The 15,718-nt window shown below is 50.9% G+C and carries 14 protein-coding genes and 1 pseudogene; 8 read left to right on the top strand and 7 right to left on the bottom strand.

Features of this window, described 5'->3' with window-relative positions:
* Nucleotides 1-2 precede the first annotated feature (2 nt).
* The 3 genes from CWI35_RS10935 to CWI35_RS10925 are packed head-to-tail and all read left to right on the top strand — an operon-like array spanning nt 3 to nt 1,571.
* Complete coding sequence (locus tag CWI35_RS10935; protein WP_033011022.1) at nt 3-353, top strand: STAS domain-containing protein; 351 nt, start codon at nt 3-5, stop codon at nt 351-353.
* Nucleotides 350-838, top strand: a complete 489-nt coding sequence (gene rsbW, locus CWI35_RS10930; protein WP_011232890.1) for an anti-sigma B factor RsbW — start codon at nt 350-352, stop codon at nt 836-838. Before CWI35_RS10935 ends, rsbW begins: the two co-directional genes overlap by 4 nt.
* A complete protein-coding gene (locus CWI35_RS10925) occupies nt 798-1,571 on the top strand; it encodes a sigma-70 family RNA polymerase sigma factor (protein WP_033011024.1) in 774 nt (257 codons plus the stop codon). Before rsbW ends, CWI35_RS10925 begins: the two co-directional genes overlap by 41 nt.
* 37 nt (nt 1,572-1,608) lie before the next feature.
* Here CWI35_RS10925 and CWI35_RS10920 read toward each other — a convergent pair whose 3' ends face one another.
* The 6 genes from CWI35_RS10920 to CWI35_RS10900 form a co-directional block, all read right to left on the bottom strand.
* Nucleotides 1,609-3,519, bottom strand: a complete 1,911-nt coding sequence (locus tag CWI35_RS10920) for a SpoIIE family protein phosphatase (protein ID WP_119878012.1) — start codon at nt 3,517-3,519, stop codon at nt 1,609-1,611.
* A gap of 174 nt (nt 3,520-3,693) precedes the next feature.
* On the bottom strand, nt 3,694-4,329 hold the full coding sequence (locus CWI35_RS10915) for an FMN-dependent NADH-azoreductase (protein ID WP_033015399.1): 636 nt from the start codon (nt 4,327-4,329) through the stop codon (nt 3,694-3,696).
* Nucleotides 4,330-4,503: 174 nt separating this feature from the next.
* On the bottom strand, nt 4,504-4,650 hold the full coding sequence (locus CWI35_RS18280; RefSeq protein WP_162924016.1) for a hypothetical protein: 147 nt from the start codon (nt 4,648-4,650) through the stop codon (nt 4,504-4,506).
* 399 nt (nt 4,651-5,049) lie between these two features.
* Nucleotides 5,050-6,432 (bottom strand): glycine--tRNA ligase, encoded by a 1,383-nt coding sequence (locus tag CWI35_RS10910; protein WP_011232897.1) that lies wholly within the window; start codon nt 6,430-6,432, stop codon nt 5,050-5,052.
* Between the two features lie 287 nt (nt 6,433-6,719).
* Entirely contained in the window at nt 6,720-7,550 is an 831-nt protein-coding gene (locus CWI35_RS10905) for a glycosyltransferase family 2 protein (RefSeq protein WP_119877725.1), read from the bottom strand.
* Nucleotides 7,551-7,629: 79 nt separating this feature from the next.
* Nucleotides 7,630-8,826, bottom strand: a complete 1,197-nt coding sequence (locus tag CWI35_RS10900) for an MFS transporter (protein WP_095860139.1) — start codon at nt 8,824-8,826, stop codon at nt 7,630-7,632.
* A gap of 122 nt (nt 8,827-8,948) precedes the next feature.
* On the opposite strand from CWI35_RS10900, the gene CWI35_RS10895 reads away from it, so the two are divergent.
* The 5 genes from CWI35_RS10895 to pstA all read left to right on the top strand — a co-directional run bounded on the left by CWI35_RS10895 (nt 8,949) and on the right by pstA (nt 14,197).
* Entirely contained in the window at nt 8,949-9,266 is a 318-nt protein-coding gene (locus tag CWI35_RS10895; protein ID WP_011232900.1) for a hypothetical protein, read from the top strand.
* A gap of 394 nt (nt 9,267-9,660) precedes the next feature.
* Nucleotides 9,661-11,418 carry a stalk domain-containing protein gene (locus CWI35_RS10890; RefSeq protein ID WP_119877724.1) on the top strand — a complete coding sequence of 586 codons (1,758 nt, stop codon included), beginning with the start codon at nt 9,661-9,663 and terminating at the stop codon, nt 11,416-11,418.
* A 16-nt stretch (nt 11,419-11,434) separates the two neighbouring features.
* Complete coding sequence (locus tag CWI35_RS10885) at nt 11,435-12,295, top strand: phosphate ABC transporter substrate-binding protein (RefSeq protein WP_011232902.1); 861 nt, start codon at nt 11,435-11,437, stop codon at nt 12,293-12,295.
* A 73-nt stretch (nt 12,296-12,368) separates the two neighbouring features.
* The gene (pstC, locus tag CWI35_RS10880; RefSeq protein ID WP_011232903.1) at nt 12,369-13,304 is read left to right on the top strand and encodes a phosphate ABC transporter permease subunit PstC; all 936 of its coding nucleotides are present in this window, start codon (nt 12,369-12,371) and stop codon (nt 13,302-13,304) included.
* Nucleotides 13,301-14,197 (top strand): phosphate ABC transporter permease PstA, encoded by an 897-nt coding sequence (gene pstA, locus CWI35_RS10875; protein ID WP_011232904.1) that lies wholly within the window; start codon nt 13,301-13,303, stop codon nt 14,195-14,197. Before pstC ends, pstA begins: the two co-directional genes overlap by 4 nt.
* 192 nt (nt 14,198-14,389) lie before the next feature.
* Here the strand turns inward: pstA and CWI35_RS10870 are convergent.
* A pseudogene (locus CWI35_RS10870) lies at nt 14,390-15,565 on the bottom strand (ISL3 family transposase).
* Nucleotides 15,566-15,718 lie beyond the last annotated feature (153 nt).

The raw sequence follows: 15,718 nt of genomic DNA, 5'->3' as shown, positions 1-15,718 counted from the left end.
AAATGGATCAGAAACGATTCCGTCTTGTTCATGACGAACAGCCGGATCGGCACGTTGTATACATAAAAGGCGAACTGGACCTGGCGGCAGCCGAGCAATTTCAACGCACCGTCGAACCGCTCGCCGGCGATGCGTCCAAACCGCTCGTTCTTCGTCTCGAAGATTTAACGTATATTGACAGCACCGGGATCGGCATGTTTGTAGCGCTGTTAAAAACGCGGCATCAACTCGGGGCGCCGTTTGCCATTGAAAACGTGCCGCCGAAAGTGCGGCGTCTGTTCGATTTAACTGGAGTATCCTACTTTTTTTCCGAAATGAACGATGCGTCAGAAAGGATCGGAGGCCAATCATGAAAGAGCACGAAACGATCGTACAGCTGTCGATTCCAGCCGATGCACAGTTTCTTGACATCGTGCGTTTGACGTTATACGGGCTGGCTGCCAAAATGGGATTTTCCTATGAAGAAATCGAAGATATGAAAGTCGCCGTCTCCGAAGCGTGCAACAACGTCGTGCTTCACGCCTACAACGGAAGAAGCGGCGATATTCACCTCCGTTTTGAGATGAGCGCCGATGCGCTTTCCATCGTCATTAAAGATGAGGGAAAAGGGTTTGACTACAAACGGGCGATCAAACAGGCGGCGTCGCTGTCCGGCAAGCCACTCCAAGATGTGAAAGTCGGCGGCCTCGGCCTCTTTTTAATGGAAGCGCTCATGGATGACGTCCGCGTCACGACCAAAGGCGGAACGGAAGTCCGCCTGACGAAATTCCGCCTTCACGGCGAAGGAGAGCATGCCCATGACTGTATATCCCCCTCCTCTGTCCAAGAGCAAGCTTGACGCCCTTATTTCCGCCTATCAACAAACGAAGACGGAAGAAGCGGCGACAGCGTTGCTCGTGCGTTTTGAGCCGCTCATTGCGGCCGCAGCGAAAAAAATGGCGCGCAGCCGCCCTGATTTTTACGAAGACTTGTTTCAAGTCGGCCGGCTGTCGTTTTTGCGCCTTCTTGACCATTACGACCCGAACCAAGGAACAAACTTTGAATCGTATGCGATGAAAAGCTTGATCGGCTATATGAAAAACTATTTGCGCGACAAAGCGTGGTATATCCAAGTGCCGCGCCGGGTGAAAGAGAAAGGAAGCAAAGTGCAGCAAGCCATCGACGAACTGACCGTCAAGCTCGAGCGGTCGCCGAACATAGATGAAATTGCCGCCCATTTAGGCTTATCGGTGGAAGAGACGATCGAGATTTTAGCCGGCCGCGACCATTACCAGGCGATTTCGCTCGACGCCCCGGTGCAAGACGGGGAAAAGGATGCGACGACGATCGGTGAATTCGTCGCGGATGAAGCGAACGAAATCGAGTCGCTGATCGAGCGAATGGATTTAGAGCAGGCGATCGGCAAACTGAGCGAGCAAGAACAAATCGTCATCGACGCCGTCTTCCGCCGCGGCGAGACGCAACGGTCGCTCGCTGAACGGCTTGGCGTCTCGCAAATGACGATCAGCCGCATTCAAAAGCGGGCGATCGAAAAGCTGAAACGGCAGCTGGCCGCTGCCTACCCGTCGTAACAGCCAAAAACGCCGCCGCCGGCCGGCTAGGGCGGCATCAGCGGCGGCGGAGCAACAACAACGTCTGGTCGTCTTTTTGTGCGTATTGGTGGTACGCCTTGATATGCTCGTACAAATCGCGGACGATTTGCGCTGCCGGCTGGTCCAAATTGACGCGGGCAACCATCGAGGCGAGGACGGAAAAATCATCGTCCGCCTCTTCGCCGCGTTTTTCGGTCACCCCATCGGTGTACAGCAGCACAAAATCACCCGGCTCGAGCACTACCGACTTCGTCTCAAACGAAAATTGCGGAAACAACCCGAGCGCGCACCCTTTCGCGTGAAGCGGCACGCATTGTTTCGTTTTCGCCCGGTACCAAAGCGCCGGTTCGTGCCCAGCGCACGCGTACGAGAACGTATGCGTCTTTTCGTTGTAATTGCCGACAAACATCGTGACAAACATCGACGGCTCGGTGTAGTCGTAGGCGAATCGGTTCAGCAGGTCAAGATACACGTGCGGCTGCGTTCCGTAATGAACGGTCCGGTCCAGAATAAATTTCATCAGCGTCATGAGCATTGCCGCTGGAATCCCTTTTCCCGATACATCGGCAATGCAAGCTGAGACCGATGTTTGATGGACGACAAAGTGGTAGAAATCGCCGCTCAACACTCGGGCAGGGACGCTGAGGACGCTGATGTCGACGTACGAAGGCAAATCCGCCTTCGACGATGTCTGCAAAAGCGCCCGTTGCATATTCGCGGCAAGCGACAGTTCAAAGTCGAGCTGTTCCCTCTCGCGCTCGAGCCGCTCTTTTTCTTTTTTCTCCGTCATGTCGCGCAAAACGGCGACAAGCCCTGTCAGCGCACCGTTTTCCATCACCGGCGCCAGCGTGTAGCCGACCGGCAGGCACACGCCGTCATGGCGGCGAAACGGCTCCTCCTCGACGCGAATCACCTCGCCGCTTTTCAGCTGTTTGACAACACGGCGCAGCCGCTTCCAGTCCCACGCGGACCCATCCGGCCCGGCGAGCGAGACAAAGGAAAACAGCGGCTTCCCTTTCGCTTCCTCCGGATCAAGGCCAAGCAAACGGCCCGCTTCCGGGTTCATCCATACGATCCGGCCGTCGCGGTTTAACATCATCAATCCCTCGCCAAGGGCGTTCGCCATCATTTCCAGCTGCTGTTTGTGCTGTTTCAGCTCCACGTACGGTTTTTCGACCGTCTCGACGTACATTGCACGCACGACATACAAAAATCCGGCCATTTCATACAGCTGCCCCCATAGCGCATGGCCGCCGCCAAGCATAAGCAGCCATTGGCCGAGGGCAAACCACCATAACGCCAGCAGCCAGTACAGGAAGGATCGGGAACTCCCTTGCCGCCAACGACGCCATACAAGCAAAGCGGCGCCCGCATCGAGCAAACCGGCAATCCCTTCGCCGGCCTTCCACCAGAGCGGCCAGCGGCTTGTCCCGTCTCCCGGCCAAAGTGGCGCTACCCAATGGATGAATAGCCCAACGACCGCCGCATAAGCAAAAGCGGCGAAAAACGCTTGCCACCGTTGCCCGCTCCTCCGCTCCATCACCTCATCGCGGCGCGAAAACAGAAAAAGAAGCCCCCAGGCAAGCGTCAATCGGGCCGAGAGCGAAAAAGGGGACGCTTCCACACCATCAGATGCAAAAGACAAGACAACATGCAGCGAAAACAACAAGCCTGAGGAGAAAAACAGCGCCCCCATCATCAGCCGCTCCATTGACAACGTATGCGGAAACACAGACCATCCTTGCACGGCGACAAGCCAGCAAACGACCATCACGGCGAGCCCTAAGGCAAGATGAATAGAATGATAGAATCCAGGCGAAACAGGCAGCCGGCCGGCCACAAACAGAAGCAAGCCAAACATTCCGGCCGCCAGCACGGCCATCGCGCTGTGCAGACGCACCAGGCGATATCGTTCGTATTCCTTCACCAACAAGGAACCTCCACTCTTCATTCTATATGGCTTATTATACCATACGGCTCCCCGCCAGCGTATATGAACGTCACGGCCGTTTGGTTTGTCCAATAAAAAAGGAGCCTCTCCGGATGAAGAGGCTCCCAGGCCAAGTTTGCAGCCATTTCCCGCGCAATACTCGGCCTCCCGTTAAAACGTGTGCGCCAAGTCTTTCGCCCGAGCGATGGCGTTCGCTTTAATTTCTTCCGCCTTTTCCGGCACCGCCGCATGCCCTTCGACAAACAACCCTTCAAATGACGGAACACCGAAAAATTGCATGATGACGCTTAAATACCGATGGCCCATTTCCATTTCCGCCGCCGGGCCTTCGGAGTAGAAACCGCCGCGCGCTTGAATGTGGAGCGCTTTTTTATCAGTAAGCAATCCGACCGGCCCTTGTTCCGTATATTTAAACGTCTTGCCGGCGACCGCCACGGCGTCAATGTACGCTTTCAACACAGGCGGGAACGAAAAGTTCCACATCGGCGTGACGAATACGTATTTGTCGGCGGAAATAAACTGCTCGCACAGCTCGTTCATCCGCCCGACTTTCGCTTTTTCTTCGTCAGACAGCTCTTCAAACGATTTCCCGGAGCGAAGTTTGCCCCAGCCGCTGAACACGTCGACGTCGATTTCCGGAATGTATTCCTTGTATAAGTCGAGATGAATGACTTCATGATCCGGATGCACTTGTTTGTATGTGTCGATAAACGCTTTTCCGACCGCCATGCTGTAAGACTGCGTGTCGTCGTGCGGATGGGCGGTGATGTACAATACGTTTGTCATGATGCATACTTCCTTTCGTGATGATCTCGGCACTTTAGTGTTTGCACTTTGTTCAAGCAGCATTCACTTATTTTGAATTCAAATATCTCCAACAAGAGATAATTATATAAAGATCCGACACATTTGGCAAACGATTTGACCGCAAAAAAAAAATTGCCTTTCTCCAAGGCAATGTTACTCGCTTTGTTCCACGACAAACGGGTTGCCGCTGATTTGTTTTCGTATCTCATCGGTGAGCGTAAACGGTTCGCTTTTGATAACGCTTTCGTCATCGCCAAGCGGATGGCCGCTTCCATCGTAGTAAATCGGTTTCCCTTCCATCATGGTGAACCCCCTTGATCCATGCAGAAACTCGTCTATACTCTTATTTTACCATTATATACAGCGAACATCCATCTATTTTTTTGAATTTTTTTGGCTCTTCACCACAACATGTACTTGACAAGCAATACGGTTTCCTGCCCAAAGATGTGCAAAAATCACTGATTTGTTGATTTTCCCTCACAAGCGTAAATAGAGTATGTTCAGAAAAAATCAAGTACAACTTTTGGTGAAGAGCCTTTTTTCATCGATTCTCCCATTTTTTACTTTTTTGATCAAAAGTAAAAAAAAGGACGCCGCGTATCCCCCGCCTACGCTTCGCTTAGAGGCGGGGGACTTGCGGCGTATGGGTTGTTAAAAAAACGCCGGGGTTTCGTCGCTGCCCCGGCGTTCATGGCATCAAAAGGCGATTTTTTCCTCTAAAAAGGCTTTGAGCTCCCCAATCGGCAGCCGCACTTGCTCCATCGTGTCGCGGTCGCGCACGGTCACTTGGCCGTCTTGTTCAGACTCAAAGTCGTACGTGATGCAAAACGGCGTGCCGATTTCATCTTGGCGGCGGTACCGCTTGCCGATCGAGCCGGTTTCGTCATAGTCGACCATGAAATGTTTCACCAGCTCTTCATAAATGCGGTGCGCCCCGTCCGCGAGCTTTTTCGACAGCGGCAAGACAGCCGCTTTGTACGGCGCAAGCGCCGGATGCAAGTGCATCACCGTTCTCGTCGTGCCGTCTTCCAGCTCTTCTTCGTCATAGGCGTCGATCATAAACGCCAGCGTGACGCGGTCAGCGCCAAGCGACGGCTCAATGCAGTACGGGATGTAGCGCTCGTTCGTTTCTTGGTCGAGATAATGGAAGTCCTCGCCCGAGTATTCCATATGCCGCTTCAAATCGTAATCCGTGCGCGACGCGATGCCCCACAGCTCGCCCCAGCCGAACGGGAAATGGTACTCGATGTCCGTCGTGGCGTTGCTGTAGTGGGACAACTCTTCTTTCGCATGGTCGCGCAGGCGGATGTTATCCTCCTTCATGCCGAGCGACAGCAGCCAGTCCTTGCAAAACTGTTTCCAATAGTCAAACCATTGCAGCTCCTCACCGGGCTTGCAGAAAAACTCGAGCTCCATCTGTTCGAATTCGCGCGTGCGGAACGTGAAGTTGCCCGGCGTAATCTCGTTGCGGAAGCTTTTGCCGATTTGCGCGATGCCAAACGGCAATTTTTTGCGCATCGTGCGCTGGACGTTTTTGAAGTTGACGAAAATGCCTTGCGCTGTCTCTGGACGCAAATAAATTTCGTTGGCGCTCGACTCGGTGACGCCTTGGTACGTTTTAAACATTAAGTTGAACTGGCGCACGTTCGTGAAATCGCGGCTGCCGCATTCCGGGCAGGCGATGTCGTATTCCTTGATGAGTTCATCCATCTTGGCAAGCGGCAACCCGTCAACGATCATCTCGATCCCTTTTTCCTCGAGCGCCTTCTCAATCAGCTTGTCGGCGCGGTGGCGCGCTTTGCACTGTTTGCAGTCGACCATCGGATCGTTGAAGTTGCCTAAGTGACCGGACGCTTCCCACGTTCTCGGGTTCATTAAAATGGCGGCGTCAAGCCCGACGTTGTACGGTGACTCTTGGACGAACTTTTTCCACCACGCCCGTTTGATGTTGTTTTTCAGCTCGACGCCAAGCGGGCCGTAATCCCACGTGTTCGCCAGCCCGCCGTAAATTTCCGAGCCCGGAAACACGAAGCCACGATGCTTGGCGTGGGCAACGATTTCTTCCATTGTCACAGCCATCTGTTCATCCTCCTCCATTCATCATTTGTTACCATGAAAAACGCCCTCGCCCCTAGGCCTTGTGCCTAGGGACGAGAGCGTAGCTCCCGCGGTTCCACCCTAGTTGATGCGCCAAACGCGCACCCACTTTCGTCATGTTCGCTCCGGACTGCCGTTTCATTAACCGTCTTCACCGGGCTCCCACCGCCCCCGGCTCGCTTGGGAAGAGAGGGTTAACTACTATTGATCCGTCATCGCGATCCATATATGATTTTGTCCACTATCATAGCAAACCAGAAAGACCTATGTCAATGGTCGCTCGCATTTTTTTGCGCCCAAAACCGCGACACGACGGGCTTCCCGTCCCAGATGACTTCGCTTTTCGCCCGGCGCTTCGCGACTTCCGGCTCGTCAAGCAAGAGCCAAAAATTTTTCATCGGCAAGTCCCCAAGCCCATGCTTCTCACACAGCCGCCGCAAATATTGGCGCCGCTTGTCGTTCATATGTCGCGACACGTTGTCGCCGTCCGGGCTGAACGCGTACAACACGGTCGCCGCCGCAACACGGGTGACGCGGCATACAGAGGCGGCCCGCAAAAAGAAGTCCCAGTCCCAATAATGGTGGACAGTCGTGTCAAAGCAGCCGATCTCGTCATGGAGCGATTTTCGATACACGCTTCCAGACGGGACGTACGTCGAAAACGTACGCATCGCTTCCAAATCATACTCATAGGCAAATAAAAAACGGGCGGATGGAACGCGCTGGTCGTTTTCCACCCGATACTGGACAATTTCCGCATCGGCATAGGCAAAATCGGCGTCACGAAGCGCTGTGACCATCCGCTCGAGATGGCACGGCAGCACGAGGTCATCGTCGTCGCAAAGCATGATGAGGTCGCCACGCGCCGCCTTGACGCCTTCGTTGCGGGCGGCGACATGTCCTTCGTTGTCGCGGCGGTCGATGAGACGGATGTCAAGCTCCGGGTACAAGACGACGACATCATGAACGGGGATGCCGCCGTCATTGACAATGATCACCTCAAAATGGCGGTATGTCTGCCGGCTCAACGCCTCGAGCAGCTCGGCAAGCGGATACGGGCGATTGTACGTCGGGATGACGACCGATACGAACGGGCGCAAGGAATCCACCGCCTCTCTTCATGATCCGAACAAAAAAGGGCTTACCCTTAAGGTATAGCCCTCCGTTTGATTTGTCAACTTAAGCGAGCTCTTGCTGCTTCGTCTCTTTGCCGAGGACGGCGACAGAAAGAACGGCGACAAGAACAGCGAGGCAAAACAGCGTGAAAATCATCGTCACCGACACCCCTTGGGCGACAAGCGAGCCGACCAACAGCGGGCCGAAAATGCCGCCGATGCGGCCAAACGCCGCCGCCATGCCGGCGCCTGTCGCACGGATCGATGTCGGATACTGCTCCGGTGTATAGGCATACAGCGCTCCCCAGGCGCCCAAGTTGAAAAACGACAAGAAAATGCCGGATGCCATCAGCCCAACGAGCGACTCGGCCGTGCCGAAAAAGTAGGCGCTCAATGCGGTGCCAAGCAAGTACGCAACCAAGACAAATTTCCGCCCCGCCCGCTCGATCAGCCATGCGGCGCTGAAATAGCCGGGCAATTGCGCCAGCGTCATGATGAGCACATATTCAAAGCTTTTAATTAAACTAAACCCTTTCATCACCATGACGCTCGGCAGCCATAAAAACATGCCGTAATACGAAAAGACGACGCAAAACCAAAGGAGCCAAAGCATGACCGTCTCTTTCCGATGGGGAGCGGACCATACTTTGACGATATTGCTCCACACCGTCTCCTCTTTTTGCGCGGCCGCAAACCGCGGCGAATCAGGCAGACGGAGGCGCAAATAGATCGCATACAGCGCTGGAATCGCCGCCAGCCATAACGCCGTCCGCCAGCCGTAAACTGGTATGACGAAATACGAGATGAGCGCCGCCAGCAGCCACCCGCCAGCCCAAAAGCTCTCAAGCAGCACGACAACCCGGCCGCGGTCTTTAGCCGGCACCGCCTCCGAAACGAGCGTTGACGCGACCGGCAACTCACCGCCAAGCCCCATGCCGATCAAAAAGCGGAGCGCCAAAAACGCCGCCAACGTCGTCGTCAGCGCCGACAGTCCGCTGCCGATCGAGAATAATAACAATGTGACAATGAAAACATTTTTCCGGCCAATCCGGTCGGCGAGCAGCCCGAACACGAGCGCCCCGACCGCCATGCCGATCGAGTTGACGCTGCCGATCCAGCCGACTTGGCTGGCCGTCAAATTCCAGTCTTTTTGCAAGGCCGCCATCAAAAACGACAGCATCCCGACGTCCATGGCGTCAAACAGCCAACCGAGACCGGCGATGCCTAACAGCTTGCGCTGGGAAATCGCGGTTTGGTTCATGTGTATCCTCCTGTCATTATCAATGTAAAGACATATTTATTATAAAAGAAAATCACCCACCTGTGCACCCACTTTGTTATAGTATTCATTGGAATAAACAAATCGATAAAAGGACGGTGCTTATGAACGAGGAAAGAATCAAGGATCTTGAAGCAAAATTGAGTCTAGCCACCGATGCAATTACGTTACTCTTAGATATGGTGAACAAGGAGCACAAAAGCTTTGCGATTCTGGCCTTAGCCACTGGCTTTACTGCCGACGAGTTGGAACGCCTGGAAAAGCTGTTTTATCACGCTGGCCAATCACAGTGGGACAAGGATACATTTGTGGCAGAGTTCGAGAAGCAGCTTCCCAAAAGAAGTGCAATGTTGAGAAGCATTTTGGAAGGGCTAAAGTCAGATGGAAAGTTTGTATCGTTATGCGAGAAGTATTTGGATTGACAGAAAAAACCCGTCCATGTCGAGGCGGGTTTATTTTTCTTCAAAACATCCAAATCTTCACCAAGCAATTCTGTCAATGTCAAGAGAAGTGGAGATCGCGAAACTCCAAAACCTGTCGCTGCTGGCCATCAGCATGATCCACGACGTTGAGCGGCAGCATAAGTTTGCGCGAGGCTGGAAAAGTCGTCAAAATGAATCTTGAAATTAACACAGAAAAAACAAAATATTAATACACTTTAAACAAAACAAAATATTCCTTTTACACTTTTCTCGTATAATCGTTTATGCTTAGGAAAAATTTCTTAAATCCTTTGAACGGAAAGGAGGATCACCTTCCAGCAAACCATGAAACCCGCTTCTCATGCCAAAGGAAAAATAGAAAGGAGAGGCTCTCGTGAAAAAAATCATTGCCGGAACTGTCATGGCGACAGCTTTGCTGACGGCTCTCCCCTCATCGTGGCCGGCTCTCGATGGACATGCCTATGCCGCAGCGAAAAAGAATACAGCCGCGTCTCACTATATTGTCAATGTCAACGGCAATTTGATGACGGTCCGTTCGCTCCATCGTTCAGGAACTGTTTTATTGGCGGGGAGCGATATGGCCAAGCTGTTTTCAGCCGATTATCGGTATGATCCAAAACACCAATATTACGAAATTCGACGCACATCTCCTAACATACGGATTGTGCTTCAGACGGGGAAAAAAGCGGCATTGGTGAATGGCAAATCCATTTCATTGTCTGTCGCCCCACAGCGTTTTGGTCAAGAACTATACGTCGATGCGAAGCAAATCGCCGCTCTCTTAGGTGGACAATGGAAAGCAGAGGCTGGTGTCGCCATCGTGTCGACATCCGGCAGCTTTCGCCCATTTCGCGAGACATGGCAAGTGAACGGCTCCACAGCTACGATTCACGGTCTCGTGTTAGGACAAACATCTTTTTATTCAGTCAATGATGTTGCCGCTGCTTTTGGCGCTACTGTGCACGTTGACAAAAAAACGAGCATGGTTAAGGTCAAAAAAGGAAATAGAACTATTATATTCAATCCGTTTAGTTATGTATTAAACGCCGGCGGCAAAAAAACCTCCTTGCCGACCGCGCCATTCATTCAAAATGGAGTGCCGTACATCAATCTGTCCGCCATCGTCTATGCACTAGGGGGAGAGATCGAGGAGCAAGAGCGATTTATCGCCACGTCTGGTTTCATCAAAGGAACGAGCATCCATCCACAATGGATCAATCAAAATACATTGCTCATCAGCCGACCGGATGAAGCCTCTTCACTGCTTTTGGACATTCGCTCGCGAACGGCTCTCCGTTCCATCAACGAAATGGATCTTACGTTATCACCTGATGGGAAAAAAGCGGCTTACGTCGATGAAAACGGTCATTTGTTTGTCATAGACCTCGTTTCCAATACGGTCCAACAAATCGGCGAAGACGATGAGGTCAAAACCGACCTCGTTTGGTCCAGCGATGGCCGCTCACTCTATTGCATTTACGGCAGCAACAATGAGGCGGTCGCAGTCGTTGCCTTAGACAATGGAACCATCACCAAGATTATTGATGACAAAGTGAAGTACAAAACAGATCTTCGTCTTTCTCCCGATGGAACAAAGTTATTATACACAGTAGCGAATGAAGGGAAAACGAATTACACGGACGATCAAAGAACCGATGTCGATTCCATTGATACAAGCGGAACAGATCCGCAGCTGATTCTTGTCGACCTGTCTTCACCAACAAAACAGCCAACACCACTCACTTCATCGTCAGACAATAAGGTTGACAGCGCGTTTCTATCAAACCATGACATCGTATATGTAAGCGCAACGGATGATGACATGAGTCCGCCATCATTGAAAATGATCCGGAACGGAGTAGAACAAACATTGCTTGATAAGCAGAACATCATTGACATGGCGGTGGTCAAAAGCCGTATTTACGTTGTTGTTGAAGCAAACGGCCTTTACACCATCCGCTGCTTCGATCCATCTACCAAATCATGGAAAATAATAGGAAGGACGAAACATGAAATCACCTCGATTGCGCCATCGCCATATGACGATCAAATTGCGGTAACGATGGCAACCGACGGTGGAGAAAACGTATCTCTTCTTCGCCATGGTTCATGGATGAATCTTACAAAATGAGGATGGAGGGAGATTTATGAAACGCAGCACATTATGGAAAAGAGTCATTTCTGCTGTTTTGTCATCTACCTTGTTGCTTGGAGCCGCCTTGGCCACCGAGCATCGCGCCGATGCCGCTGAAGTATCCGGAAAAATCGTGATTGCCGGCTCCACCGCTTTGTTGCCGTTAACTCAACAAGCGGCAAAAGAATTTAAAAAGAGCCATCCAAAAGTCAAAATTGTGGTTTCCGGCTCTTCTTCCATCGCCGGCCCGCAGTCAGTCACAAAAGGAGTCGCCACCATCGGAGCATGCGACTGGGATGCCACTAAAGCGGTCGGAGGGTTCCCTGCTTACAAAGGATTAAAAGCATACAAAATTGCCAAAATTCCGTTTGCTGTCATTGTCAACAAAGGCAATCCCGTCAGCAACCTGTCCGTCGAACAAATCCAAGATATCTATGAAGGGAAAATCAAAAATTGGAAACAATTAGGTGGAAAAGATGAAGAAATCGTCGTCATCAACCGAGCCAAAGGATCTGGAACACGCGTCAATTTTGAAGACAAAATCATGGACGGCCATATGATCAAAACGACAGGAGATAACTATAAAGAAGTGCAAAAATCAGGGGATATGGTGAATGCCGTTGCGTCGAATCCAAACGCGATTGGATTTGTTGATTTGGCTTATGTGAAAGGCGGAATTAAAGCCGTCAGCATCAACGGTGTCAAAGCAACCACAGCTAATGCCAAAAGCGGCAAATACATCTTTTACGGCTATGGATACTTACTGACCAAAGGGGAAGCCAAAGGTGCGGACAAAGCCTTTATCGATTATATTTTAAGCAAAAAATTCCAAAATGGCTCCTTGAAAAAATTAAAATTCATTCCTGTGAAATAACGACCTCTTTCAGCCTCTCCTTTATTGGCGGAGAGGCTGATTTTCCGTTCGATGACAGAAAGGGGAAAGGAAAATGGAAAAGCTGTCTCCTGATTGGACTGAGGCCACCCGCTTGTTGACCGCTCAACGTCAACGCTGGACCACGAAATATCGATTCGACCGTCTGTTTCGTTTTTTTTGCTTGACAAGCATCGTATTTCTAATTGTCGTATTGAGCGCCATCGTTCTATTCGTCAGCAAAACAGGCCTTCTCGTGTTTCGAGATGTATCTCCGTGGGAATTTTTCTTCTCCTCCCGATGGGATCCAGAACATCATCGATACGGAGCCGCCGTCTTTATCACCGGAACGCTATATGTAACGTTCGTGACGCTGTTGATAGCCACACCGATTTCCATTTCGACAGCCGTATTTATTGCGGAGATGGCCCCTCCCCGGCTTCAACAATGGCTTCGGACGCTGCTTGATTTGTTGGTCGGCATCCCATCCATTGTTTACGGATATTTGGGAGCCACCCTGCTCGTCCCATGGATTCGTAAGCTTACAGGCGCTCCAGTGGGAGATGGAATTCTTGCGGCAGCGATCGTGCTATCGATGATGATCTTGCCTACCATCACCCGCATTACCGACGATGCACTTTGCGCGGTTCCCAACGAATGGCGGGAGGCCAACTACGCCCTTGGAGGGACCAAAATAGAAATGATTTCCAAAATATTGCTTCCTGCCGCGAAATCTGGGATTGCCGCTGCTGTCATCCTCGGCATGGCACGCGCCATTGGCGAAACAATGGCCGTCGTCATGGTCATCGGCAACGTGGCGCAATGGGGATTTGATTTAGTCACGCCATCAAGTGTGTTGACCAGCCATATCGTGATGCAAATTTTAAACGTCGATTTTCAATCAACGACCAACCATGCCCTTTATATGATGGCGCTTTTGCTGCTTTTCATCTCCATTTCTTTCATTATGATGATTCGCCGCTTGCGTCTGAAAGGAGGACCGTCATCATGAACAATCAAGCCCCTGGCCTTCATGGAAAAATGAGTCGGCTCCGCATCCGCCGTCTCATGAATCGACTCGTACTGAGTATAATCAGCATCATTTCCGCAACCGTCTTTTTGATCATCTTATCCCTTCTTTATATGATCGTGCGAAAAGGATTGCCGGACATTGACATCCATTTCCTCATTGGACTGCCTGAAGAAATCGACGCTGGAGGAGGAGTTGGGCCGTTCTTATGGAACTCGATTTACATTCTCGTGCTATCATTGCTTTTGTCATTGCCCATCGGAATTGGAGCCGGTATTTTTTTAGCGGAATACGCCCCAAACAACCGAATCATGGAATGGGTGCGGGCGGCCATTGAAAGTTTGGCATCTGTCCCATCAATTGTGTTTGGTCTATTCGGTTACGCCTTGTTTGTGGAATACTTTCAAATCGGCGTGACCATTTTAGGAGCATCCATTACACTGGCATTGCTCAATCTCCCAGTTTTAGCCCGCGTCTCCGAAGAAGCGATCACGGCAGTTCCCTCCACTTGGAGGGAAGCCTCCTTCGCTTTAGGCGCAACGAAAGCACAGACCATTGTCAAAACAGTGCTCCCTGCCGCCATGAAAGGCATCTTGACCGGCATCAGCCTTGTCGCATGCCGAGCATTTGGCGAATCGGCCATCATTTTGCTAGTCGGTGGGACATCGTCATCTGGCGAGATGTGGGATTTTCATCTCCTTTCCGAAGGCGCGACTCTCCCGGTCCATTTGTGGTACATTCAGTCTGAAGCGCTCGTGGCCGATGCGCAGCAAATTGCCCAAAAAACATCCGCCCTCCTTGTGTTGCTAGTGCTGTTCCTTAGCTTTATCATTCGTTTTCCGCTATGGCTTAGCCAGCGGAAGAAACGATATTAGTAAAAAAGATCACCGCTCTTTCTTTTCGAAAGAGCGGTGATCTTGGCGAAAAAGATGATCTAACTAAACAGTTATTCGCAAAACATTTTTACATCCCTGATCCAACGCTACAAGATTGCGCGTGCTTCTATAATCTTTCACCATCTCTATTTAAAGTTCTTGGTTCATCACCAAAAGTTGTACTTGCACCTGTCATGAAAGTATGTTAGCTGTTTCTAGCCGAACCCGCAATGCAAAACGCTGGATATTTCTGTATCCGTATCCCCGACGTTTCATCAGCTTGATCTTGTTATTTGTTCCCTCCATTTTCCCATTTGAATAAGGGGATAAAATGCACGATATGATTTCGTCTGTTCGTTTGACGAGTGATTTTGCGATGGCGCGAACAGCAGAACAAGGACAAAACAAATACCGATGAACCCAGGCGTTCAAACGACGTTTCGCTTGTCGCTCGCTTTGGCTTTTGGATACATAACGAAAATGTTGAAGGGATTGATAGACAGCCTGCAAGGAATCGCTCTCTTTCTGCCACTCCCGCACCGTTTGGCGCTCCTCCTCGGTGAGTTTCTCGGGACACTGGGTCAATAAGCGGCAAACATACCGAACATGCCCGTGTTTCTTGTTCCCTTTTCCGAAGGATTGGCGGCATCGATCCAACGCTTCCGTAAACAATTGAATCACATGAAAATAATCGACCACATGCTTCGCTTCCGGACACACCCCTTGAATGGCTTTTTTCATCGCTGGAGCCAAATCACTCACGACATACTGAACAGAACCAGACACAGGAGCCAACACACGTCCAATGGCTTCCTCGTTCTTTCCTGCTTCAACGGCATACACTTCTCCCGTTTCGGCATCCATGACTGCCACTCCGTAATCATGTCCTTTTCGAAACGCAAACTCATCGACACAAACTGCCTTTGGTTGGATGTCATTCGATAGGAAGGAAGGGGCATGGGTATAAAACCAGCGTTCAACGGTCGTGTACGGAAGCTTGAGCATACGAGCCACCGCCTGAATGGATGTTCCGATGCAAGATTGCGCCACCCATTGCTGAAACGCATCCGTCGCTGCACTTCGAGGGGAAATTCCGGGATAAGACGTGCTGAATGTCATGCCACATGTACAACAACGTCTACGCTCCACAGGGAGTTCCACCCAAAAGATGCCGATCCGTTGAGCATACCCATGCATCCATTGCTTCTTTTTTCCTGTCATTTTGATCGTGCGTTTCAAGCAAACAGGACATAACGGGCATTGTTCGGGAAGAGAAAGTTCGAAAATCTAACGTTCTTCTTCTTTTCGCACCTTTTGAATCAAAACATCTGGTAAATCGATGAGTTCTTTGATAAACTGAGCGTACATGCGAATTTTCCTCCAATGGTTTGGTTTGGACACCTTTACCATACAGGAAAATTCGCATTTTTTGTATCCTCTATTTTCCCTATGCATACCTATCTTAAAATCTCAAGTACAACTTGTGGTGAAGAGCCCCTTTTTTGTTTCGATGTAAATTTA

Origin of the sequence: [Bacillus] caldolyticus (genome assembly GCF_003595605.1) — a bacterium.
GTDB lineage: Bacteria > Bacillota > Bacilli > Bacillales > Anoxybacillaceae > Geobacillus > Geobacillus thermoleovorans.
Note: the sequence above shows the minus strand (reverse complement) of the source record. Positions and strands in the feature narration are given on the sequence as shown.